The organism is Streptomyces sp. NPDC050703, assembly GCF_040654435.1.
GTDB lineage: Bacteria > Actinomycetota > Actinomycetes > Streptomycetales > Streptomycetaceae > Streptomyces.
Genome location: NZ_JBFAHX010000037.1, coordinates 55,842 through 76,423, shown reverse-complemented (window position 1 = coordinate 76,423; position 20,582 = coordinate 55,842). Strand labels below are relative to the sequence as shown.

General features: G+C 71.2%; 21 protein-coding genes and 3 tRNA genes. 7 read left to right on the top strand and 17 right to left on the bottom strand.

The annotated features are described in order from the left end of the window. From AB0I16_RS27975 to AB0I16_RS27950, 6 genes are all read right to left on the bottom strand, one after another. On the bottom strand, nt 1–968 hold a 968-nt coding region (locus AB0I16_RS27975; protein WP_363252372.1), incomplete at its 3' end, for a carboxyl transferase domain-containing protein. Between the two features lie 121 nt (nt 969–1,089). After that, nucleotides 1,090–1,521, bottom strand: coding sequence for a hypothetical protein (locus AB0I16_RS27970; protein ID WP_363252371.1), 432 nt, complete (start codon nt 1,519–1,521; stop codon nt 1,090–1,092). 602 nt (nt 1,522–2,123) lie between these two features. Next, on the bottom strand, nt 2,124–2,915 hold the full coding sequence (locus AB0I16_RS27965) for an AfsR/SARP family transcriptional regulator (protein WP_363252370.1): 792 nt from the start codon (nt 2,913–2,915) through the stop codon (nt 2,124–2,126). Between the two features lie 399 nt (nt 2,916–3,314). Next, nucleotides 3,315–3,411: transfer RNA gene (locus AB0I16_RS27960), tRNA-OTHER, on the bottom strand. A 64-nt stretch (nt 3,412–3,475) separates the two neighbouring features. Further along, a tRNA-OTHER gene (locus tag AB0I16_RS27955) sits at nt 3,476–3,569 on the bottom strand. Nucleotides 3,570–3,625: 56 nt separating this feature from the next. After that, nucleotides 3,626–3,719: transfer RNA gene (locus AB0I16_RS27950), tRNA-OTHER, on the bottom strand. 209 nt (nt 3,720–3,928) lie between these two features. Here AB0I16_RS27950 and AB0I16_RS27945 point away from each other — a divergent pair. From AB0I16_RS27945 to fabI, 6 genes are all read left to right on the top strand, one after another. Then, entirely contained in the window at nt 3,929–4,921 is a 993-nt protein-coding gene (locus AB0I16_RS27945; protein WP_363252369.1) for a DUF2156 domain-containing protein, read from the top strand. A gap of 104 nt (nt 4,922–5,025) precedes the next feature. After that, a complete protein-coding gene (locus AB0I16_RS27940; protein ID WP_363252368.1) occupies nt 5,026–5,205 on the top strand; it encodes a hypothetical protein in 180 nt (59 codons plus the stop codon). Between the two features lie 213 nt (nt 5,206–5,418). Further along, nucleotides 5,419–6,519 (top strand): acyl-CoA desaturase, encoded by a 1,101-nt coding sequence (locus AB0I16_RS27935; RefSeq protein ID WP_363252367.1) that lies wholly within the window; start codon nt 5,419–5,421, stop codon nt 6,517–6,519. A gap of 95 nt (nt 6,520–6,614) precedes the next feature. Next, on the top strand, nt 6,615–7,952 hold the full coding sequence (locus tag AB0I16_RS27930; protein ID WP_363252374.1) for an MFS transporter: 1,338 nt from the start codon (nt 6,615–6,617) through the stop codon (nt 7,950–7,952). 68 nt (nt 7,953–8,020) lie between these two features. After that, entirely contained in the window at nt 8,021–8,344 is a 324-nt protein-coding gene (fdxA, locus tag AB0I16_RS27925; RefSeq protein WP_363252366.1) for a ferredoxin, read from the top strand. Next, nucleotides 8,341–9,126 carry an enoyl-ACP reductase FabI gene (gene fabI / locus AB0I16_RS27920; protein WP_363252365.1) on the top strand — a complete coding sequence of 262 codons (786 nt, stop codon included), beginning with the start codon at nt 8,341–8,343 and terminating at the stop codon, nt 9,124–9,126. The genes fdxA and fabI overlap by 4 nt, the downstream gene beginning before the upstream one ends. Before the next feature lie 82 nt (nt 9,127–9,208). On the opposite strand, the gene serS is transcribed toward fabI, so the two are convergent. The 11 genes from serS to AB0I16_RS27865 form a co-directional block, all read right to left on the bottom strand. Next, nucleotides 9,209–10,486 carry a serine--tRNA ligase gene (serS, locus tag AB0I16_RS27915; protein WP_363252363.1) on the bottom strand — a complete coding sequence of 426 codons (1,278 nt, stop codon included), beginning with the start codon at nt 10,484–10,486 and terminating at the stop codon, nt 9,209–9,211. A 162-nt stretch (nt 10,487–10,648) separates the two neighbouring features. Further along, nucleotides 10,649–11,869 (bottom strand): beta-ketoacyl-[acyl-carrier-protein] synthase family protein, encoded by a 1,221-nt coding sequence (locus tag AB0I16_RS27910; protein WP_062780861.1) that lies wholly within the window; start codon nt 11,867–11,869, stop codon nt 10,649–10,651. Then, nucleotides 11,869–12,099, bottom strand: coding sequence for a phosphopantetheine-binding protein (locus tag AB0I16_RS27905; RefSeq protein WP_062780863.1), 231 nt, complete (start codon nt 12,097–12,099; stop codon nt 11,869–11,871). Before AB0I16_RS27905 ends, AB0I16_RS27910 begins: the two co-directional genes overlap by 1 nt. 76 nt (nt 12,100–12,175) lie before the next feature. Then, nucleotides 12,176–13,198: a beta-ketoacyl-ACP synthase III gene (locus tag AB0I16_RS27900; protein ID WP_363252362.1), complete on the bottom strand. Its 1,023-nt coding sequence runs from the start codon at nt 13,196–13,198 to the stop codon at nt 12,176–12,178. Then, the gene (locus tag AB0I16_RS27895) at nt 13,195–14,178 is read right to left on the bottom strand and encodes a hypothetical protein (RefSeq protein ID WP_062780865.1); all 984 of its coding nucleotides are present in this window, start codon (nt 14,176–14,178) and stop codon (nt 13,195–13,197) included. The genes AB0I16_RS27900 and AB0I16_RS27895 overlap by 4 nt, the downstream gene beginning before the upstream one ends. After that, nucleotides 14,175–14,729, bottom strand: coding sequence for a flavin reductase family protein (locus tag AB0I16_RS27890; protein WP_363252361.1), 555 nt, complete (start codon nt 14,727–14,729; stop codon nt 14,175–14,177). The genes AB0I16_RS27895 and AB0I16_RS27890 overlap by 4 nt, the downstream gene beginning before the upstream one ends. Then, the gene (locus tag AB0I16_RS27885) at nt 14,726–15,307 is read right to left on the bottom strand and encodes a hypothetical protein (RefSeq protein WP_363252360.1); all 582 of its coding nucleotides are present in this window, start codon (nt 15,305–15,307) and stop codon (nt 14,726–14,728) included. The genes AB0I16_RS27890 and AB0I16_RS27885 overlap by 4 nt, the downstream gene beginning before the upstream one ends. A 25-nt stretch (nt 15,308–15,332) precedes the next feature. Next, complete coding sequence (locus tag AB0I16_RS27880; protein ID WP_363252359.1) at nt 15,333–15,815, bottom strand: SRPBCC family protein; 483 nt, start codon at nt 15,813–15,815, stop codon at nt 15,333–15,335. 2 nt (nt 15,816–15,817) lie between these two features. After that, a complete protein-coding gene (locus AB0I16_RS27875; protein ID WP_363252358.1) occupies nt 15,818–17,119 on the bottom strand; it encodes an aspartate aminotransferase family protein in 1,302 nt (433 codons plus the stop codon). A gap of 43 nt (nt 17,120–17,162) precedes the next feature. After that, on the bottom strand, nt 17,163–18,302 hold the full coding sequence (locus AB0I16_RS27870) for an acyl-CoA dehydrogenase family protein (RefSeq protein WP_363252357.1): 1,140 nt from the start codon (nt 18,300–18,302) through the stop codon (nt 17,163–17,165). Nucleotides 18,303–18,342: 40 nt separating this feature from the next. Continuing rightward, nucleotides 18,343–19,983 (bottom strand): aldehyde dehydrogenase family protein, encoded by a 1,641-nt coding sequence (locus AB0I16_RS27865; RefSeq protein WP_363252356.1) that lies wholly within the window; start codon nt 19,981–19,983, stop codon nt 18,343–18,345. Between the two features lie 253 nt (nt 19,984–20,236). Between AB0I16_RS27865 and AB0I16_RS27860 the strand changes: the two genes are divergently transcribed. Beyond that, nucleotides 20,237–20,557: an acyl carrier protein gene (locus tag AB0I16_RS27860; protein WP_363252355.1), complete on the top strand. Its 321-nt coding sequence runs from the start codon at nt 20,237–20,239 to the stop codon at nt 20,555–20,557. The last annotated feature ends 25 nt before the right edge of the window (nt 20,558–20,582 follow it).

The window sequence follows — 20,582 nt, the reverse complement described above, 5'->3', positions numbered from 1 at the left end:
GCGACGATGCCGACGACCTTGCCGTCCAGGCGGGCCAGGGCGCAGATGATGTTGCGCGCCCAGCGCTCGTGGACCTCCAGGTAGTCACCGTCGTCCACCAGCTCTTCGATGACCTGATGCATGTCGTACGGGCGGTTGCCGTCCACCGGGACCAGGTCGAGCAGCGCCTCGCCCGAGCGGTCCGCCGGGTCGTCGCAGTCGTGGGCCGGGGGGTTCTCGCGGTTGTTGGACGGCAGCATCGAGAGGAGGTAGCGGACTTCTTCGAGGCAGGTCTCCTCGTCGTCGTACGCGAAGTGGGCGACGCCCGACGTCTCCGCGTGGACGTCGGCGCCGCCCAGTCCGTTCTGCGTGATCTCCTCGCCCGTCACCGCGCGGACCACGTCCGGGCCCGTGATGAACATCTGCGAGGTGTCGCGGACCATGAACACGAAGTCCGTCAGCGCCGGGCTGTACGCCGCGCCGCCCGCGCACGGGCCCAGCATCACGCTGATCTGCGGGATCACACCCGATGCCTTGGTGTTGCGCTGGAAGATGCCGCCGTAGCCCGCCAGGGCCGTGACGCCCTCCTGGATGCGCGCGCCCGCGCCGTCGTTCAGCGAGACCAGCGGGGCGCCCGCGGCGATGGCCATGTCCATGATCTTGTGGATCTTCGTGGCGTGGGCCTCGCCGAGGGCTCCGCCGAAGATCCGGAAGTCGTGCGCGTAGACGAAGACCGTACGGCCCTCGACCGTGCCCCAGCCGGTGACGACGCCGTCGGTGTACGGCTTCTTCGCCTCCAGGCCGAAACCGGTCGCCCGGTGCCGGCGCAGGGGTTCGACCTCGCGGAACGAGCCCTCGTCCAGGAGCAGGTCGATGCGCTCGCGGACGGTGAGCTTGCCCTTGGCCTTCTGAGCGGCGGTGGCCGGTTCGCCGGGTCCCGCGAGGACCCGCTCCCGTATGTCCGCCAGCTCCGCGACGTGGAGTCTCATCTCTCCCCTTACCGGTCTCGAAGCCGTTCCCGGTCACCGGTCCGGTAGCCGACTCCGGTCACCGGTCCGGTGGCCGTCCCCGGCTGTCCTTGCCGTCGCCGGGGACGCGGCGTGTGTTCGGTCAGTTGTCCAGCTTGCGCAGGGCGCTGATCTGCAGCACGGCGAACGCGCCGACCACCAGTGCCTGCATGGGAATCCACACCGTGCCGATCGTGTTCGGGTCGAACCAGCCGAAGACCGCGGTGGCGATGCTCGCCACGGCCCAGAGGAGGTTGGCCTCGATGACGACCTTGGTGGCCGCGGCGGACGGCACGGCCTGGCGGGCCAGGAGGCCGACGAGCAGGCCGTACACGGTGAGGAACGCGCCGATGCCGCGCAGGAGCCCGGCGTCCATGTCGAGGAGGTCGCCGACGGGGCCCGCGGCGGCCAGGTAGATCAGGCCGTTGCCGCCGGTGACGAGGGCGTCGAGGCCGAGGAAGAGACGCAGCGGACGCGCGGCGGACGAGTTCGTGGCCGCGGTGCCGAGGCGAGCGGTTGTCTGGCTCGTGGTCATGAAAACTCCTGGTCTATACGGCTGGTGTTCGGCTGGTTGGGTGTGGTCGAAGGGCGGGGGCGAGGGTCTCCGCCGCCGCACGGGACGTGTGGGGACACGGCCCACGCGGGGCGGAGCCACCCGCTCTCCGTTCCGATGGTGGCAACTGGCGCTGATGGGGGGCTGACGCCGGTGCGGTGGGTGGCGGCTGGCGCGTGGGGGAGGGGGGTGTCGCCTTGTGCCGTAGGCGGACGGGGCATGGGCCGACGGGGGAGGACAGTGGGCCAGGGAGGGGGAGGCGTGGGGGAAGGGGGCGTCAAGGGGCGCTGGGGAGGGTGTCCCCGCGTGGCGGGCGCTTCCTTGTCCGGCGGGGACGGCCGCCAGCGCGCACCTCGGCGTCCGGCGGTGCTTCCGCGCTCGCCGGGGCGCCCGCACGGTGCGGATCTCGGCCGGACAACGCTTTCGCAAGGCGGGCACGTCCGCCCGGCCGTGACTTCCGTGCCCAGCGGGCGCCTCCGTGCAGCGTGCCCCTCCGCGCCCAGTGGTACTCGCGCCCAGCGGAGGCCCGCGACCCGTGTTGACGGGGGCGCACACGACCCGCTCGGCGCCGAGAGGCGAACCGCTCACGCCGGCTGCAACAGCACCGCGGCCGCCTGCGACAGGGAGGGATCATGGGCGAGGATCGCGTGTTCCACCTGGCGCAGGGAAGGGGACGGGTCAATGCCGAGTTCGTCGGAGAGGTGTCGCCGCATGGCGCGGTAGACGTTCAGCGCGTCCGCCTGGCGGCCCGAGCGGTACAGGGCCACCATCAATTGCTCGCAGAAGCGTTCCCGCAGAGGATGGTTGCTGTGCGCCTCGTGCAGCTCCGCGAGCATCGCCGCGTGCCGGCACAGCCGCAGCTCCGCCTCGAAGCGCAGTTCCATGGCCCGCATCCGGTATTCCTCGTAACGCGCGCAGGCCAGCTGGCAGATCGTGCCGCCCGGGAAATCACCGAACACCGGGCCGCGCCACATGGCGAGCGCCTGGCCCAGCAATTGCGCCGTGGCGATGTCGTCCGTGTCGCCCGCCGCCTCCGCCTGCCGGACAGCCTTGGTGAATTCCGCGGCGTCGAATTCGCCCTCGTGAATCGTGAGACGGTAGCCGGAGGGGTGCATCGTCACCCTCGGGACCGCGAGGTCCGGCTCCAGGCTCTTCAATTTGCGGCGGAGCCTGCTGATATGTGCCTGCAATGCGTTGACCTGCTTGTCGGGCAGGTCGTCGCCCCACATCTCCTCGACGAGGATTTCACCCGGGACCGGGCGGCCCTCGCTGACCAGCAGCGTCTGGATCAGGTTTCTCTGGAGATCTCCCGAGATCTCCGCGGCGCCTAATGCGGTGCGGATCTGCAGCGCTCCGAGAATCGAAAAGCTCAGCATGCCGTTTCCCCCTTGGCTTTCGTTGCTGCAACGTCGGGGCTGTTCACCTGCCGGGTCGCCAGGGCCATCGGTGCTGCGGTGTGGGGGACCGCGTGTGGAGGTCGGCGTGGCGATCTCTGGGCGTCCCCGACCGGGGGAGGCGCGGGGCGGGCCCCGTCGACTCCCTTCCGAGGGGAACCCTCCCACAGTATCATTCCTTTGGGAAGGTATTTTTTTGAACCAGTCGGGCAAGGCGGGCCAGAGGGGCCTTGACCTGCTGGTTCGTCAGGGAGATTGACGACACGCCCTGGACGTGGGACCGCCCCGGTCGGCCGATCCGCTCTCGCGGGGGCGCCGGGGCGGCCGCTTCGTCGAGGCGGGGGAGGCCCGACGAAGTGAATATGGAAGCTGAAGTTCCGCTGGCGGAGAGGGCAGGATTCGAACCTGCGTGGGCCCTGTGGACCCGACCGTGAGCCGTAGCTCGAAGTCCCCGATAAGCCGCTCCGGGCACCTCTCCCAGTTCAGTTGTGCGGTCGTGCGGTGGTGCAGTGGTGCTGTTGTGCCAGCGCTGGTGCGCCTTGCGGAGAGGGCAGGATTCGAACCTGCGTGGGCCCTGTGGACCCGACCGTGAGCCGAAGCTCGAAGTCCCCGATAAGCCGCTCCGGGCACCTCTCCCAGTTCAGTCGTGCGGTCGTGCGGTGGTGCAGTGGTGCCGGCGCTGGTGCGCCTTGCGGAGAGGGCAGGATTCGAACCTGCGTGGGCCCTGTGGACCCGACCGTGAGCCGAAGCTCGAAGTCCCCGATAAGCCGCTCCGGGCACCTCTCCTCGTTCCCGGCCCGGTTCCCCGTGCCGTTCACGAGAACAACATTGGCAGGTGGTTCTGACAGGACGCTGACGCGTCTCTGACGCGGGTCGTGAGCACGGCCCGCCGCCCCTGATTTCACCAGCCCATCAGCATTTCCGCCCTTCCCATCAAAGGGCCCGCGGTGCTCTACTCTCATCGACCGCAACGGCCTCCGAAAGGAATTCGGATCATGACCGTCACCACCGTGGAAAACCCGATTCTCCAGGCTGTCCGCACGCATACGCACACGGAGAATCCCAGCGCGTTCCTCGCGCTCAACAGCGGGAACAGTTCGTTCTCGCTGCCGGGGAAGGACGGCGTCGTCGTCTACCGCAGGACCGGCCGGTTCGCCGTCCAGTTCGGCGGGCCCTTCGCCGCCCCCGAGGAGTACGACACCCTCCTCGACGGGTTCCGGCGCCATGTGAAGGAGGAGGGGCTCACCCACGTCGGCGTCCAGCTCCAGCGCGCCGACGCCGAGCGGTACGCCGGACTGGGCTTCACCGTCAACCAGATCGGCGCCTCCTGGGCGGTGAGCCTCCCGGAGTTCACCCTGCGCGGCACCCGCTTCATGCAGTTGCGCAACAAGATCTCCCGGGCCCACCGCAACGGCCTGCAGATCCAGGAGGTCCCCGCCCACGCCTTCCAGGAGGCGCTGGAGACCATCGACGGCGCCTGGCTCTCCAGCAAGGGCGCCGCCAGGCCCCTGGAGTTCCTCGTCGGCGAGATCGGCGGCGAGGTGCAGGAGCAGCGGCGGCTCTTCGTCGGGACGATCGCCGGGGCGCCGGTCGCGTACATCTCGTACTCGCCCGTCTACGGCAGCAGGGCCGGCTGGATGCACGACCTCAGCCGGCGCGTGCCCGACGGGTCGCCGGGGCTGATGGAGGCCATCAACGCGCACGCCATCGAGGTGTTCCGGGGCGAGGGCGTCCAGTGGCTGCACTTCGGCTTCACGCCCTTCACCGGGCTCGACGCCGCGCACGAACTGGAGGGCCACAGCCCGGCGTTCCAGTGGATGATGCACGCCCTGTGGGCGGAGGGCGCCGCGCTCTACCCGGCGCAGACGCAGCTCTCGTACAAGCAGAAGTGGGCGCCGGACGCGCTCATTCCGGAGTACGTCGCCTTCGACGGCGCCGCGTCGCTCGCCTCGTTCGCGCACATCTTCCGTGCCTGCAACGCGTTCTGAGCACGCGGCGGGACCCACCAGCGCCACCTCGGTGACCCGATGACCTGAATGGCCCGAAGACCCGAAAACCCGAAGATCCGAAGACCCGACAGGAGACGATCGCCATGAGTGACAGCGCCGAAACCACGGGGACCACGCCCGCCGACGCCCTCAAGCACGCCATGATCGAGCAGCTCATGGGCATCATCGCGGCCCCGGACGACGAGGACGTGGCCCGTGCCGCGGACGCCGTGGTCGAAGAGCTCGACGCCCTGCTGCGGTCCGAGCCGGAGCCGGTGGCCTGACCGGCGCGACGCGGCGCGGCGCCGTCGCGGGAGGGCCGCGGGGAAGAGTCCCGGCCAGGTTCGCATCAGCGCCACATCAGCGCCGCACGGAACGCTGCAGAGACGTTCGCCCGGCGTCCGGCCGGTGGGGTACCGCACTGTGCCCCAGCGCATCCGGTGCGCCGGGCGGGCGCCGCCGCCCGGTTCGGGCACTTCTTCCGAGGAGAGCTTCGTATGCAGCGTCCGCACGTCCAAGAGACCGGTGTCGCCGTCGCCCCGCCGCACACCCAGGTCCCGCAGCGCACCGGGGCATCCGCCACGTTCTCCGAGCTGCTGAAACGGGTCAAGGCCGAGGGGCTGCTCGATCTCGACCCGAAGTACTACATAGGGCGGCTGGTCCGGAACACCACGCTGCTGGTGGCCGGGCTCACCGCGTTCTTCCTGGTGGGCGACTCGTGGTGGACGCTCGCCGTGGCGGTGTGGATGGGCCTCTGCGGGGGCCAGTCGTCGTTCATGTGGCACGACGCGGGCCACAAGGCGATGTTCCGGAACAAGAAGGCCGCCTCCGCCGTCGGCTACTTCCACGCCAACTTCGTCAACGGCGTCAGCTTCGGCTGGTGGGTCAACCACCACAACCGCCACCACAGCAACCCCAACCACCTCGACATGGACCCGGACATCGGCCGGCGTACCGCGATCTTCGATCTGAAGCAGTACGCGTCGAGGACCGGTGTGCAGCGCTTCATCGTGCGCTACCAGAGCGTGCTGTTCTTCGTGCTGCTCGTCCTTGAGTCGTTCAAGATGCACAAGACGGCCGTCCGGTCGATCCGGCAGGGTCTGACCAAGCGCCCCGTGCTGGAGTCCGCGCTGCTCCTCGCCCGTGCGGCGATCTATCTGACCTGCGTCTTCACGGTCCTCACGCCGCTCCAGGCGGTCGCCTTCATCCTCGTCCAGCAGGCCACCCTCGGCGTCTACTTCGGCATGATCTTCGCGCCGAACCACAAGGGCATGGACGTCCGCGACGGCGACGAGGAGACCCTGGACTGGCTGGAGCGCCAGGTCCTCACCTCGCGCAACATCCGCCCCTCCTGGTTCATCGACTTCCTGTACGGGGGGCTCAACTACCAGGTCGAGCACCACCTGTTCCCGGCCATGCCGCAGAAGAACCTGGGGCGCGCCCGCGAACTCACCCGCGAGTACTGCGCCGAGCGCGGAGTGCCCTACCACGAGGTCGGCTTCTTCGCCTCGTACCGCGAGGTCGCCGGCTACCTGCACGAGGTCAGCGCGCCCGTGCGCCGCGGTGAGGTCGACGCGCACCTGGGACGGGCCGCCTGATGGTCGACACGGTCACCAGACCGGGGGCGGGGGCCGGCACCGGCGCCCGCACCGGCCGCGCGACGCAGACCTCGATCGGGGTCCGGCTCGACCGGATGCCGATCACGCCGACGCACCGCAGCATCACCGCGGTGATCGGCGTCGGCCTGCTCTTCGACACCTTCGAGAACAACCTGTCGGGCACCATCGCCAAGGTGCTCCAGGACGACTTCGCGTTCGGGGCCACCGAGCTGAAGCTCGTGCTCGCCTCGGCCTTCATCGGCCAGTTCATCGGCTCGCTGCTGCTCGGCAAGATCGCCGACCGGTACGGGCGGCGCCGGGCGTTCCTGATCAACCTCGCGATCTACTCGGGGTTCTCGCTGCTCGGCGCCTTCTCGCCGAACGCCGCCTGGCTGATCGTGACCCGCTTCTTCGCCGGGGTCGGCATCGGCGCCGAGCAGAGTCTCAGCGACTGCTACCTGTCCGACGTGCTGCCCGCGAAGAAGCGCGGGCGATTCATCGCCTGGGCCTACACCCTGGCCTTCTGCGGGGTGCCCGCCGTGGGCTTCGCCGCCCTGTGGCTCGTCCCGCTGTCGCCGCTCGGCATCGACGGCTGGCGCTGGCTGTTCGTGATCGGGGCGCTCGGCTCGGCCGTGGTGTGGGTGCTGCGCAGGAAGCTCATCGAGTCACCGCGCTGGCTCGCGACCGCCGGGCGCGAGGACGAGGCGGACGCGCTCGTGTCGCGGATGGAGGCCGAGGTGCCCGACGGCGCCGCGGCCGGCTACCGCGCGGAGGTGGAGGCCGAGGTGGCGGCCGTCGAGAAGGCCGCCGCCGACGCCCCGGCCATCCGGCTGCGCGACATCTTCCAGCCGCGGCTGCGCCGCCGCACCATCATGCTCTGGATCTTCTGCTCGCTCTCGGTGGTCGGCTACTACGGCTTCGGCACCCTCGCGCCGCAGATCCTCGCGGCCAAGGGGTACGGGATCGTCGCGGGCCTCGGCTTCACCGCGGTCTGCTTCCTCGGCTACCCCGTGGGCTCCGCGCTCTCGCTGCCGATCATCGACCGCATGGAGCGCAAGAGGCTGGTGGCGCTGTCCGCCGCGGCGATGGTCGTGGCCGGGCTCGGCTTCTCCTTCGCGGGCTCGGCGGCCTGGATCATGGTGTTCGGCTTCGTCTACACCGTGTTCAGCAACGTCTTCTCCAGCGTCTCGCACGTGTACCTCGCCGAGCAGTACCCGACCGCCATCCGGGCCGCCGCGTCCGGCGCCGCGTACTCGCTGTCCAAGCTCAGCGCCGCCGCGCTGCCGTTCGTCCTGCTCCCGGTCCTGACGTCGTACGGGCCCGGCGCGCTGTTCGGTGTCATCGCCGCCGTGATGACCGCGCTCGCCGTGACCGTCCTGACCCTGGGCGACCGCACCACCGGCGTCTCGGTCGACCGGGTGCCCACCGGCTGACCGCCCTCCCCCTCCGCTTCTCCCCGCCCTGAACCCCTTCCCCACGACGGACTGATGAGGAACATGGCATGGCCTACGTCATCGCTCAGCCCTGCGCCGATGTGAAGGACAAGTCCTGCATCGACGAATGCCCCGTGGACTGCATCTACGAGGGCGGTCGCGCCCTCTACATCCACCCCGAGGAGTGCGTGGACTGCGGGGCCTGCGAACCCGTGTGTCCCGTGGAGGCCATCTACTTCGAGGACGACGTGCCCGCGTCCCTCGGTGACCACCGCGGCTCCAACGCCGACTTCTTCGCGGAGATCGGCTCCCCGGGCGGCGCGTCCGCGCTCGGTCCGCTGCCGCACGACTCCGCCCTCGTGGCGTCCCTGCCGCTGGCGGTGGCGTCATGAGCGGGCTGCTTGCCGGCAAGCGGATTCTCGTGACGGGCGTCCTCACCGAGGGCTCCATCGCCTTCCACGCGGCGAGGATCGCCCAGCTCGAAGGCGCCGAGGTGGTGCTGACCGGCTTCGGGCGGCTCTCCCTGATCGAACGCACCGCGGGCCTGCTGCCGAAGCCGGCCCCGGTCGTCGAGCTGGACGTCACCGACCAGGAGCACCTGGACGGGCTCGCGGAGCGGGTGCGCGCGGCCTTCGGGGACGACGGCGGGGGCGGGGCCGGGCTCGACGGCGTCGTGCACTCCATCGCGTACGGGCCGCCGGGCGCCTTCCACTTCCTCGACGGCGGCTGGGAGGACGTGTCGACCGCCGTGCACGTCTCCGCGTACTCCCTGAAGTCCCTGACCACCGCCTGTCTGCCGCTCATGGGGCCGCGCGGCGGCTCCGTGGTGGGTGTCACCTTCGACGCCACGGTGGCCTGGCCCAAGTACGACTGGATGGGGGTCGCCAAGGCGGCCCTGGAGTCCACCAGCCGCTACCTCGCCCGTGACCTGGGCGCCCGCGGCGTCCGCTGCAACCTCGTGGCGGCCGGGCCCCTGCGGTCCATGGCGGCCAAGTCCATCCCCGGCTTCTCCGAGCTGGCCGACGACTGGCACACCAGGGCGCCGGCCGGCTGGGACCTGAACGACCCGGAGCCGGCGGCCCGCGGCATCGTCGCGCTGCTCTCGGACTTCTTCCCCCGCACCACGGGGGAGATCGTGCACGTCGACGGCGGGGCCCACATGATGGGCGCCTGACCCGGCGCGGCCCGTACGGCGGTGGGGGAGTTCAGGTCACCTGAACTCCCCCACTCGTCGTTCCACGGACGGTGCGCCTCGGTCACTCGGTGGTGCCGTCCGGCAGGATGCGGCGGAACCCGGTGTACGAGATGAGTGCCTCCGGCAGCTCCACCGAGCCGTCCGCACGGGCGCCCTGCTCCAGGAGCGCGGCCACCGTGCGGCCGATGGGCAGCGCCGAGCCGTTGAGGGTCGCCGCGTGCTCCTTGCGGCCCTCGGCGGTGCGGACGCGGATGCCGGCGCGGCGGGCCTGGAAGGTGCCGCAGTCGGAGACGGAGGAGATCTCCCGGTAGGAGCCGCTGCCCGGCAGCCACACCTCGATGTCGTACGTCGTGCGGGCCGAGAACCCGAGGTCGCCCGCGGGCAGGAGCACCACCCGGTAGGAGAGTTCGAGGCGGCGCAGGCACTCCTCCGCGTGGCCCACCATCAGTTCGAGCTGTGCCGGCGCGTCGTCGGGGGCGCAGACGCGGACCAGCTCCACCTTCTCGAACTGGTGCAGCCGCAGGATGCCGCGGGTGTCCCTGCCGTACGCACCGGCCTCCGCGCGGAAGCAGGGGGTGCGGGACGTGAACGCGTACGGCAGGTCGCGGGCCTCAAGCGTCTGCTGGGCGAGCAGGTTGGTCAGCGGGACCTCGGCGGTCGGGATCAGGAACAGCTCACGGTCGCCGACCCGGGTGGCGAACAGGTCCTCCTCGAACTTGGGGAGCTGGCCCGTGCCCGTCATCGTGTCGCGGTTGACGAGGAACGGCACGGACTGCTCGGTGTAGCCGTGCTCGGCGGTGTGCAGGTCGAGGAAGAAGTCGGCGAGTGCGCGCTCCAGGCGGGCGCCGGGGCCGCGGCTCACCGTGAAGCGGGCGCCGGAGAGGCGGGCCGCCGACCTGCCGTCGAGGATGCCGAGCCGTTCGCCGATGTCGGCGTGGTGGCGGTCGTCGGCGGCCTCGCAGGGCGGCGGCCCGCCCCGGCGCACCTCCACCGCCTCCTTCTCCGAGTCGCCGTCGGGCACGGTGTCCAGCGGGACGTTGGGGATGGCGAGGACGAGGTCGGCGAGCCGGCGGCCCGCCTCCTTGGCGGCGGCCTCGGCCCGCTGGACGTCGGCGCGCAGCGCGCGGGCCGCCTCCTTGTCCTGCTCGGAGGGCGGCCCGGAACGGCGCCGCTTCGTCGCCCTGTTCATCTCGGCGCGCAGCCGCTCCACCTCGGCCTGCGCCTCGGCCCGGCCGCGGTGGGCCTCTTCGAGCGCGGTCACGTCGAGGTGGTGGCGGCGGCGGGCGAGCCGGCGGACGGCGTCGGGTCCGGCGGCGATGAGTTCACGTGGATCGTGCATGGCTGCTCCTGGGTTCGGGGCTCGGGAGAGGAGAAGAGGGGCCGTAATGCGCCGAGCCGCCCCCCTGGGCGAGGGGCGGCTGCGGCTCCTGCCGTGGCAGGGGTCGGGGGGTGGGGGTAGGGGGCGGGGGAGGCCAGGGTGGGAGCGGGGTGGCTCCGGCGCTCACGCGGGGGCGAGGGCCAGGACGGTGTTCTGGCCGCCGAACCCGCAGGAATTGCTGAGCGCCAGGTCGATGGGCATGGAGGTCGCCGTGTAGGCGAGCTTGATGTCGACCTCCGGGTCGGGCATCACCAGGTTGGCGATGGGCGGCACCAGTTCGTGTTCGATGCTCAGCAGCGTGAACGCCGCCTCCACCGCCCCGGCCGCCCCGAGGAGGTGGCCGGTCACGCCCTTGGTCGAGGTGACGAGCGGGTCCCCCTGGAGGGTCCGTTTCACCATCCTCGCCTCGGCGATGTCGTTGAGCGGTGTCGACGTTCCGTGGGCGTTCACGTGCTGCACGTCGTCCGGGTCGGCCCCGGCGTCGGCGAGGGCCGCGCGAACGGCCGCCTCGACGCCCGAGCCGTCCGGGTGCGGCGACGTCATGTGGTGGGCGTCCGCGGTGGCGCCGTAGCCGATGATCCGGCCGTGCTGGTGCGCCCCGCGGGCCCGTGCGTCCTCGACGCGTTCCATGACGAGGATGCCCGCGCCCTCACCCGCGACGAAGCCGTCCCGGTCGGCGTCGAAGGGGCGGGACGCGTGGGTCGGGTCGTCCTCGCGCCGGGACAGGGCGCCCATCTGCGCGAAGCCGGCCATCACCAGCGGCGTGATCATGGCCTCGCTGCCGCCCGCGAGGACGACGTCGCAGCGGCCGAGTGCCAGCAGGTCCCTGGCCGTGCCGATGGCCGTCGCCCCGGACGCGCAGGCGGTGGCCACCACCAGGTTGGGACCCGTCGCCCCGAACTCGATGGCCGTCTGACCGGCCAGCATGTTCGGCAGCTGCATCGGGAGCAGCAGCGGCGAGACCCGGGCGGCACCCTTCTCCCGCAGGGCGTGGTGCTGTTCCTCGACGGTGCCGGGACCGCCGTCGGCGCAGCCGAGCACCACGCCGACCCGGGCGCCGTCCCAGGTCTGCGGGTCGAGCCCGGCGTCGGCGATGGCCTCCTTGGCCGCGACGAGGGCGAACTGGACGAACCGGTCGAGACGGAGGGCCCGGCGGGCCGACAGGAGCGCTTCGGGGTCGAAGCCGGGCACACGGCAGGAGATCCGTACCGGGTTGTCCGCCAGTACGGGGTCGAACGCCGCGCCCGACCGGCCCTCGCAGACCGCCGCCCAGCTCGGCCCGACCCCGATGCCTCCCGGGGTGACGAGGCCGAGCCCGGTGACGGCGATGTCGATGCCGGCCATCAGACCTTCGCGCTCCTCGTCTCCATGAGCTCCACCATGTCGGCCACCGTGTCGGCCTCCAGGAGGTCGTCGTCGCTGACGTCGATGTCCAGTTCGGACTTGAGCAGCAGCGACAGCTCCACCACGGCGAGCGAGTCCAGCTCGATGTCGTCCTTGGTGGCTTCCGGGGTGATGGCCTCGGGGGACACCTTGAGCTTGTTGGACAGGATTTCCTTGAGCTGCTCCAGCATGACGATCCCTTTCGGAAGGCGTACGCGCCGTTCGGCGTACGGGTCTTGAGGAGGTACCGCCCGGCGCCGGCAGGCGTCAGACGGACTGCACTTCGGGCCAGACGAGCGTCGCGGCCCCCCAGGAGAGCCCGCCGCCGAACGCGGTGAGCAGTACCCGGTGCCCGGCCGTGAGCCGGCCGTCGGCCGCGGCCTGGGACAGCAGCAGCGGCAGGGACGCCGCTCCGGTGTTGCCGACGTGCTCGATGTTGCTGAGCTGCCGTTCCGCGGGGACGCCGAGCCGTTCGGCGACCGAGTCGAGGATGCGGGCGTTGGCCTGGTGTGCCGCGAACCGGTCCACGTCCGCGAGGCGCCAGCCCGCGAGCTCGGCCGCCTCCCGCGACGTGGCGGTCATCCGCTCCACCGCGTGCCGGTAGGTGTCGCGGCCGACCATCCGGAAGTACTCGTCGCCCGGCTCGGGCGGCGTCTCCGACGAGCGCTGGCGGGAGCCGCCGGCCGGCACCTCGATGAGGTGGCTCAGCTCGCCGTCGCTGCCGAGGACCAGCGGGCCGACCGCGCCCGGCTCGTCGGGCGAGCCGGCCCGCAGGACGACCGCCCCCGCGCCGTCCGCGAAGATCACCGCGGTGGTGCGGTCCTCGGGGTTGATGATGGTGGTGAACGCGTCGGCGGCCACGAGCAGCACCCGCTCGGCGAGCCCCGCCGCGATCAGCCCCGACGCGGACGCGAGCCCGTACAGGAAGCCCGAGCAGACGGCGGCGACGTCGAACGCCGCGACCTGGCCGAGCCCGAGCCGCGCCGCGACCTGCGGCGCGGTCGCGGGGCACGGCTGGTCGGGCGTGGTGGTGGCGAGCACGACCGCGTCCACCTGCTCCGTGCTCGCCGACTTCAGCGCGCGCAGACCGGCCTCCACCGCCAGGTCGGAGGTGGCGGTGCCCGGCGAGACCACGTAGCGCTCGGCGATTCCGGTGCGGGAGCGTATCCACGCGTCGGAGGTGTCGAGGTGCTGCGAGAGCTCGTCGTTGGTCACCAGGTTCGGCGGCACGTAGGAGCCGATGCCGCAGATCACCGCCGACCGGCCGAGAGGGCGGGCCGCGCCGCTCATGCGCCCGGCTCCGGGCTGCTGAGGACCTCGACCGGCAGGCCCATGTAGGCCATGCGGGACTCGGCCATCTCGTCGGTCCACTGCTCGGCCATGTCGTACCGCTGCTCGGGGGTGGTGTCGAGCATGCGGACGCCCGGCCAGATCTCGTAGTCGCCGATCTTGTCCGCGTGGTCGGCCATGCCCTTCTGGAAGAGCTCCTCGCGGTGGATGACGAACTCCCGGTCGGGCACCTCGTCCCAGAGCTTCACCCCGGCGCGCAGGATCTCCAGGAGCCGCGGCCGGTACTCGGGGTGGGCGGCCACGTGGTCGCGCAGGATGGTGCTCGCCACGGTGAGGTGGCGGATCTCGTCGATGGCGGTGCCGCGTGAGATCTCCCCCGTGGCGGGGGAGAGCGGCGTCCACTTGCGCTCGCTCAGCTCGGCGGCCGGTGCGAGCACGCCCTCGATGACGATGGCGAACACGGCGACGCCGCCGGGGAAGTCCTGCTGGTCGCGGACGATGTCGAGGGTGAAGTCGACCACCGGGTCCAGGACCCGCTCGCGGTAGTCGGCGGCCATCTCGTCGATGTCCTTGAGCAGGGTGCCCGCGGGCTCGCCCAGCTCCACCAGGTGGTTGCGGAAGACGCGGGCGTGCCGGGCCTCGTCGATGAGCTGGGTCGCGTAGAACTCCATCTCGGGGACGCCGGGCGCGAGCGACACGTAGTGGCCGAGCAGCCGCGTGGCGATCTCCTCGGACAGGCCGCGGAAGCCGAACTCCAGGATCAGCGCGTCCCGCAGCGGTCCCGGCGCCTTCAGGAAGTCGGGGACCGTCGCGTCCGCGTGGTGCCCGGTGGCGCCGCGGTCGCGCAGGGTGCCCTGGGCCACCGAGGTGAACCAGTAGGCGAGGTCGCAGTCGTCAGGGCCGAGGGTCAGTTCCTTCGCGCCGTCGAGTAGTCCCGGCGCCTTGTCCCAGTCGGCCTCGGGGGCCACAGAACCGGTCATGATGCCGTTGTCTCCTTCGTGGTGCGGGCGGGGTGCAGGGCGCCGGCGACGAGGCCGCCCGCGTAGCTGAACAGGGGCGGGGCGCTCTGGGCGGTGGCGCGCACGACGTAGCCGAGCAGGACCTCGCCGTCGCCCGCGCGGTGCGAGGAGTGCACCCGGCAGGTGTAGTGGGCGAGGGCCCCGGCCAGCCGGGGCGCGTGGGCGTAGGAGTCGTCCGTGTACGACAGGCCGTCGAACTGGGCGCTGCCGTCGGGGCGGGAGCTGTCCGCGAACCAGCGGGCCAGGTCGCCCTGGCCGCCGTCGAGGACGTTGACGACGAACCGCCCCTCGGCCGCGGCGAGCCGCGCGAACGACGACCCCGGCCGCATGGCGACCCCCACGAGCAGCGGCTCGCGGGAGACCAGCGTGACCGTGCTCGCCGTGGTGCCGTGCAGCACCCCGGCGTGGCCGACGGTGAGGACCGACACGGGCGACGCCAGGTGGTACAGCGCCCTGCGGCGCTCGGCGGGGTCCTGCCGCACCGGGCGGCGCAGCTGGGTCAGCGTGCTCATCGCAGGGCCTCCTCACGGGCCGGAGCGGACGTCTCGGCAGCCGCGGGGGCGGGCGCGGGGACCGCCACCGGAGCGGGGCGCCCGACGATGTGGCCGACCGGCTCCGGGTCCTGGGCGTGGCCCACCGGCTTGGGGTGTTCGAGCCCGAGGTCGTCCAGGATGCGCAGGTAGCCGCTCTGGCGGACCGGCTCGAAGGGCAGCGCGAAGGACTTCATGAAGTTGCCGAACAGACCGCGGTCGCCGAAGAGGTGGAAGGGCAGCACGAGCAGCGCCCACTCGGGACCGATCAGCCAGCACCAGGCGGCGGCCACCGCGGCCTGGGTGATGAGGCTGTGCATGACGTTGTAGAGGACGTAGTACACCTTGGAGATCGGCCGGCCGCCGCTGCGCTTGAACGCGATGGCGCCGGGGATGTAGCCGATCAGGTCGATGTACAGGAACAGCGCGACCGCCGGGAGCCAGCGGATCTCGCCGATGTGGGCGATGAGCAGCCCGGTGGTGACCGCGAAGCCCACCAGGTACTCGGCGCGGTGCAGGGAGAACGTCTTCGGTGTCTCGAAGGGATTTGCCTGGTCCATGGCTGGTCAGCTCCTGGCGGGGTTCTCAGGCGCCGACGGCGGCGGGCTGGGAGAGCTCTATGCCGCCCGTGACGCGCGTCGCGGGGAACAGACCGGTCAGCGACCAGGCGACGGTCTCCTTGATGACCCGCTCGGCGATCGGGTCGAGGATGCCTTCGAGGCTCGGGATGCCGAAGTCGAAGTCGGCGTCGAAGCGGACGGCGACGTCGTCGCCGGTCTGCGTGAGCGCCCAGGTGCCCACGAACGAGTCGAAGTCGCCGTCGCTCTGCTCGAAGCGGATCTCGCCCTGCTCCGGCAGGAAGACGTCGTCCTCGGTCCAGCGCAGCAGACCGGAGCGGAAGTGCAGCTCCCAGTCGGAACTGCAGTTCGCCTCGGGGTAGGTGGCGTGCACGGTGGTGGAGTTCACGTGCGGGGCCAGGTCGGGGTACTTCTCCCAGCGCCGCACGGCGTCGAAGACCGTCGCCATCTGCTCCGCGGGGACCACAGCTTCCAGTTCAACGTGTCGCACGATCAGTTGCCGCCTTTCGGCATGGTGGCCGCGCCCCGCACGAGGTCGCGCGTGGCCAGGTCGAAGGAGTTGAGGAGGAACTCCACGTCGGTGTCGCTCAGGACGGCGGGCGGCGTGAACCGCACCACCGAGCTGCCGTTCATGGAGTGGTTCGCGACCACCCCGTGGTTGAAGAGCTCGATCAGGAGTTCGCCGGCGAGTCCGGCCTCGACGAGCTCCACGCCGATCAGCAGGCCCTGGCCGCGCACGTCCACGACGAGTTCGGGGATGTTGCGGTACGCGATCTCGGCGATCCGCGGCAGGAGGGCGGCGCCCAGGTCGGTGGCCCGGGTCACCAGGCGCTCCTCCTTCATGGCCCGCACGGCGCCCTGCACCGCGGCCATCAGGACGGGCTGCCCCGAGAAGGTGGCGGTGTGGACGTAGGGGTCCTTGTCGAAGGGGCGGAACGCCTTGCGGGTGGCGACGGCCGCGGAGACCGGGAGCACACCGCCGCCGAGGGCCTTGCCCGCGAGCAGCACGTCGGGCCGTACGTCCTCGAAGTCGGCGCCCCACCACTCGCCGAGGCGGCCGAAGCCGGACTGGATCTCGTCGAGGATCAGGAAGCCGTCGTGCTCGCGGACCAGTTCCTCGACGCGCTTCAGATAGCCCTTGGGCGGGATGATGACGCCGCCCTCGCCCTGGACGGGCTCCAGGATGACGCAGACCTCGCCGGGGTGGGCGGCGAGCTCCGCCTCAAGGGCGTCGGCGTCGCCGAAGGGCAGGTGGTGGAAGTCGGGGACCAGCGGCCTGAACGGCTTCTGGTAGACCTCCTTCGCGGTGGCGGACAGGGCGCCGAGCGTCTTGCCGTGGTAGCCGCCGGTCATGGACACGGTCCGCTTGAAGCCGCCGGCGCGGGCCAGCTTCAGGCCCGTCTCCACGGCCTCGGCGCCCGAGAGGCCGAAGTGCACGCGGTTCAGCCCCTCCGGCATGACGGAGACCAGGGCCTCGGCGGCGCGGGCCACCGTCGGTTCGAGGAGGATGCGGGTCGCGGTGGGGTGGGTGCGGAGCTGGCGCTCGATCTCCTCCATCACGATGGGGTGGCGGGCGCCCATGATGAACACGCCGTAGCCGCCCGCGTTCAGGAAGCGCTCGCCGTCGCTGGTGGTGAGCCAGGCGCCCTCGGAGGCGACCTCCATGTGGCTGCCGAACAGCTCGGCGAGGGTGGCCCTGCCCTTGCTCAGATGGGCCCGGTACAGGCCGAGGACCTCCGCCTCGGTGTCGGCCGCGGTCGCCGCGGTCGCCGGGTTCTCCTGGATTACGGTCACGGTTTTCTCACTCCAAGGAAGCGGTGCGGATCGGGGCTGCGGGTCAGGCGAGGACCAGCGGGCCGCCGTCGAAGTAGCGCAGGAGCGGCTCGGCGGCGGCGCCGCGGCCGGGCGGGTGGAAGGCGATGGCGCCCGACGCGGCCGCCGCGAGGGAGTGGCTGGACGAGCGGATGAAGTCCAGGCCGCCGAGGAGTTCGAGGGACTGCGAGGTGATGCGCGGCAGCGCGTTCTGCACGGCGTAGCGGGCCACGAGCACCCGGGCCACCGACGCCTCGTCGCCCGGCTCGGGGCCGATCGCGCGGGCCACTCCTTCGAGCAGCGACAGCGCGGCCTCCAGCTCGACGCCGAGCGCCGCGCGCTCCTGCACCGAGCCGCGCTCGCGCTCCTGCACCTGCTCGACCAGGGCGGCGGCGGCCCCCAGGTAGCCGGCGGTGATGAGCATCTCGAACCAGACGAACCCGGCGGTCTGGAGGTCGTCCAGGCGGCGCGGGTCGTCGGCGCCCGCCCGGACGACCATGTCCTTGGGTACGAAGACGTCCTCCAGGCGGACCTCGTCGCTCTCGGCGCCCGCGAGCAGTTCGTTGCCCCAGAAGGAGTGCACGGACAGGCCGGGGGCGCCGGCGGGGACCAGGGCGAGCGCCAGCTCGGGGTCGCCCTCCAGGCCGTGGATGGCGATGCTCGCGGTGAGCAGGCTCATCGAGTAGGCGAGGCTGCACGGCTTCTTGGAGCCGGAGAGCAGGTAGCCGCCCTCGACGGGGCGCGCGGTCACCGAGGGGGTGAGGATGTTCTGCTCGGTGCGGCCCTCGGCCCAGCCGGAGGCCATGACCCGCTGGTCGGGCACGACGCGGCGCAGCAGGTCGCTCTGCGCGTCGGTGAGCCGGCCGTCGGCGGTGGCCAGGGAGTACAGCATCGCGACGGTGAAGTGGTGCATGGAGACGGCCGCGGCGAGGGACGGCGAGAGGGAGCCGATGGCGAACTGGGTGTGCAGCGCGTCCAGCGGTGCCGCGCCGTGGCCGCCGTACTCCTCGGGTATCAGCAGGCCGACCCCGCCGTGGATGCGGAAGAGGTCGATGATGGGGCTGCCGGGTTTCTCCCGCTCGGCGTAGGGGATTTCTTCCAGTTCCTTGAGCAGGCCGGGGTGGAAGCGCTCGGAGACGGCCCGAGCGGCATCGAGGGAACGCACGTCAGAACCTCCGGAGGAGAGGGGGGGGGGAAGGGGCTGGTCAGTCGTCGAAGGCGCCGAAGACCGCGTCGTAGGGGCTGACGTCGCGTGCGATGCTGACGCCCTGCACGTGGGAGGTCTTGAGCATCGGGTAGTTGGCCTCGCCGAAGGCGCCGCCGGTGCGCCCGGTGCCGCCGTGGCTCGGCAGGTACGGCAGGAAGCCGATGTGGGAGTCGTTGACCTTCAGCAGCCCGCCGTTGACGACGCGGCGCACGAAGGTGTCGATGACGTGGTCGGAGCGCGACCAGAGGGAGTTGCGCAGCCCGTACTCGTTGGAGTTCACGAACTGGAGGAAGTCCTCCAGGAGCGCGTCGTCGTTGCCGGCCTCCGGCACGATGACGGGGATCAGCGGGAAGAAGGTCTCCTCGCGCACCACGTCGTAGGTGCGGGCCCGGTCGAGGCCGTCCACGCGGACGACGGTGGGCTGGAGGAAGACGCCCGTCTCCGAGGGGGTGCCGTCCAGCTCGGTGCGGTTGCCGCCGGTGACCAGCTCGGCGCCGTTGTCCAGGGCCTGGCGCAGGAGGCGGAAGAAGCGCTCGCTGCGGCGCACCGGGGAGAGGAGCACGTCCTCCTCCTCGGGGTAGCCCGGCTTGACGGTCTTGACCTGCTCCTTGACCTCGGCGATGAGCGCGTCGGCGACGTCGGGGTGGACCAGGACGTAGTTGGGGACCATGCAGATCTGGCCGGAGCCGAAGAAGGACTCCGTGATGGCCTCCGCGGCCCACTTCACGTCGGCGTCCTTCCACACCACGATGCCGTCGTTGCCGGCGAGTTCGAGGATGGGCTTCTTGCCGTTGGCGACGCAGGCCTGCTCGAAGCGCAGGCCCTCCTGGCTGCCGCCGATGTAGAAGATGTCGTTGATCAGCGGGTCGGCGACCCAGCGGTCCATGGTCTGCTTCGGGTTGGAGCACACCGCGTTCAGGACGCCGGGCGGGGCGTCGAGCTCCTCCAGGATCGGGGCAACGATGTCACGCAGCAGCCACATCGTGGAGAGCGCGATGCTGCGCGGGGCCCGGACCACCACGGCGTTGCCGGCCATCAGGGCGAGCACGGAGAGCGCGGCGCTGGGCAGCGGGGCGTTCTGCGGCGGGTTGAAGGCGACCACGCCGTCGGGCTGGCGCTGCAGGATCAGCTTGCGGCCGCCGTACTCCTTCTCGACCCGCATCTGCTTGGTGTACCAGCGCAGGCTGCCGGGGGCGTAGATCTGCAGGAGGCAGCTCAGCTCCCAGCGGGCCAGCTTCACGGGGTGGGACTCGGCGACCAGCATGTCGAGGAACTCGTCCTGGTGCTTGAGCAGTTCCTCGCGGAAGCGGGTGCCGAGGCGCATCCGCCGCTCCTGCGGGACGGCCGCCCACTCCTGGGCCGCCGCCGCGGCGGCCTGGGTCGCGAGGTCGATGGCGGAGTCGTCGGCGATCGCGCACCGTCCCACCACGTACGGGTGGTTGGCCGCGTCGGATTCGGGGTCCTGCTCCAGCGTGCGCTTGAGGCTCACGCTGGTGAAGACGTCTTCGAGGAGCGAGCGTCCGCTGACGGTGTAGACCCACCCGTCACCGGCGACATCCTTGCCCGCGATGTAGAGGTCATAGCTCTTGAGGTCGGAATGTGCCGGAGCACTTTCCTCCTGTATGGCGCCGCGCAGCATATCCAGCCTTTCGGGTGGGGTATCTCCGAGTGGATTCCGATCTGGTGAGCTCTTTGGCGAAGCATCTCGATCGTGGCAGCAGTATCTGACTCGGCGCTGACGCGGTGCTGATCGCGGGAATGGCGAATCTATTGAGCCAACCGTGTGTCCGGTCGCCGCGCCGAAGAGTGAGTGACGGGCGCGAGGGGTACGCGCGCGACGTCAGTGGGGCGTCAGGGGTCATTGCTTCCATGGCCGCATGTCTCCCCTACACATGACACTTCAGCAATTCCGCGAACTTCCGCGGGCCGAACTGGCCGAGGAAATGGAGCAGCTCCTCGTCGCCAAGTTCAGGGAGAGCCTGCTCATGGACGAGACCGAGGACCTGCCGCTCGACGTCAGCTACTTCGACCTCGGCCTCACCTCGCTGAAGCTCACCGAGATGCGGCAGATCCTGGAAGACGTCCTCGCCGTCTCGATCAACGCGAACGTGCTCTTCAACGAGCCCACGGTCGGCCGCCTCATCGACCACCTCGTCGACGCGGTGTCCGACCCGTCCCACCGCACGGCCGGCGCGATACCCGGCACCGCCTGATCCCCAGGGACCCGGACAGAAGGAG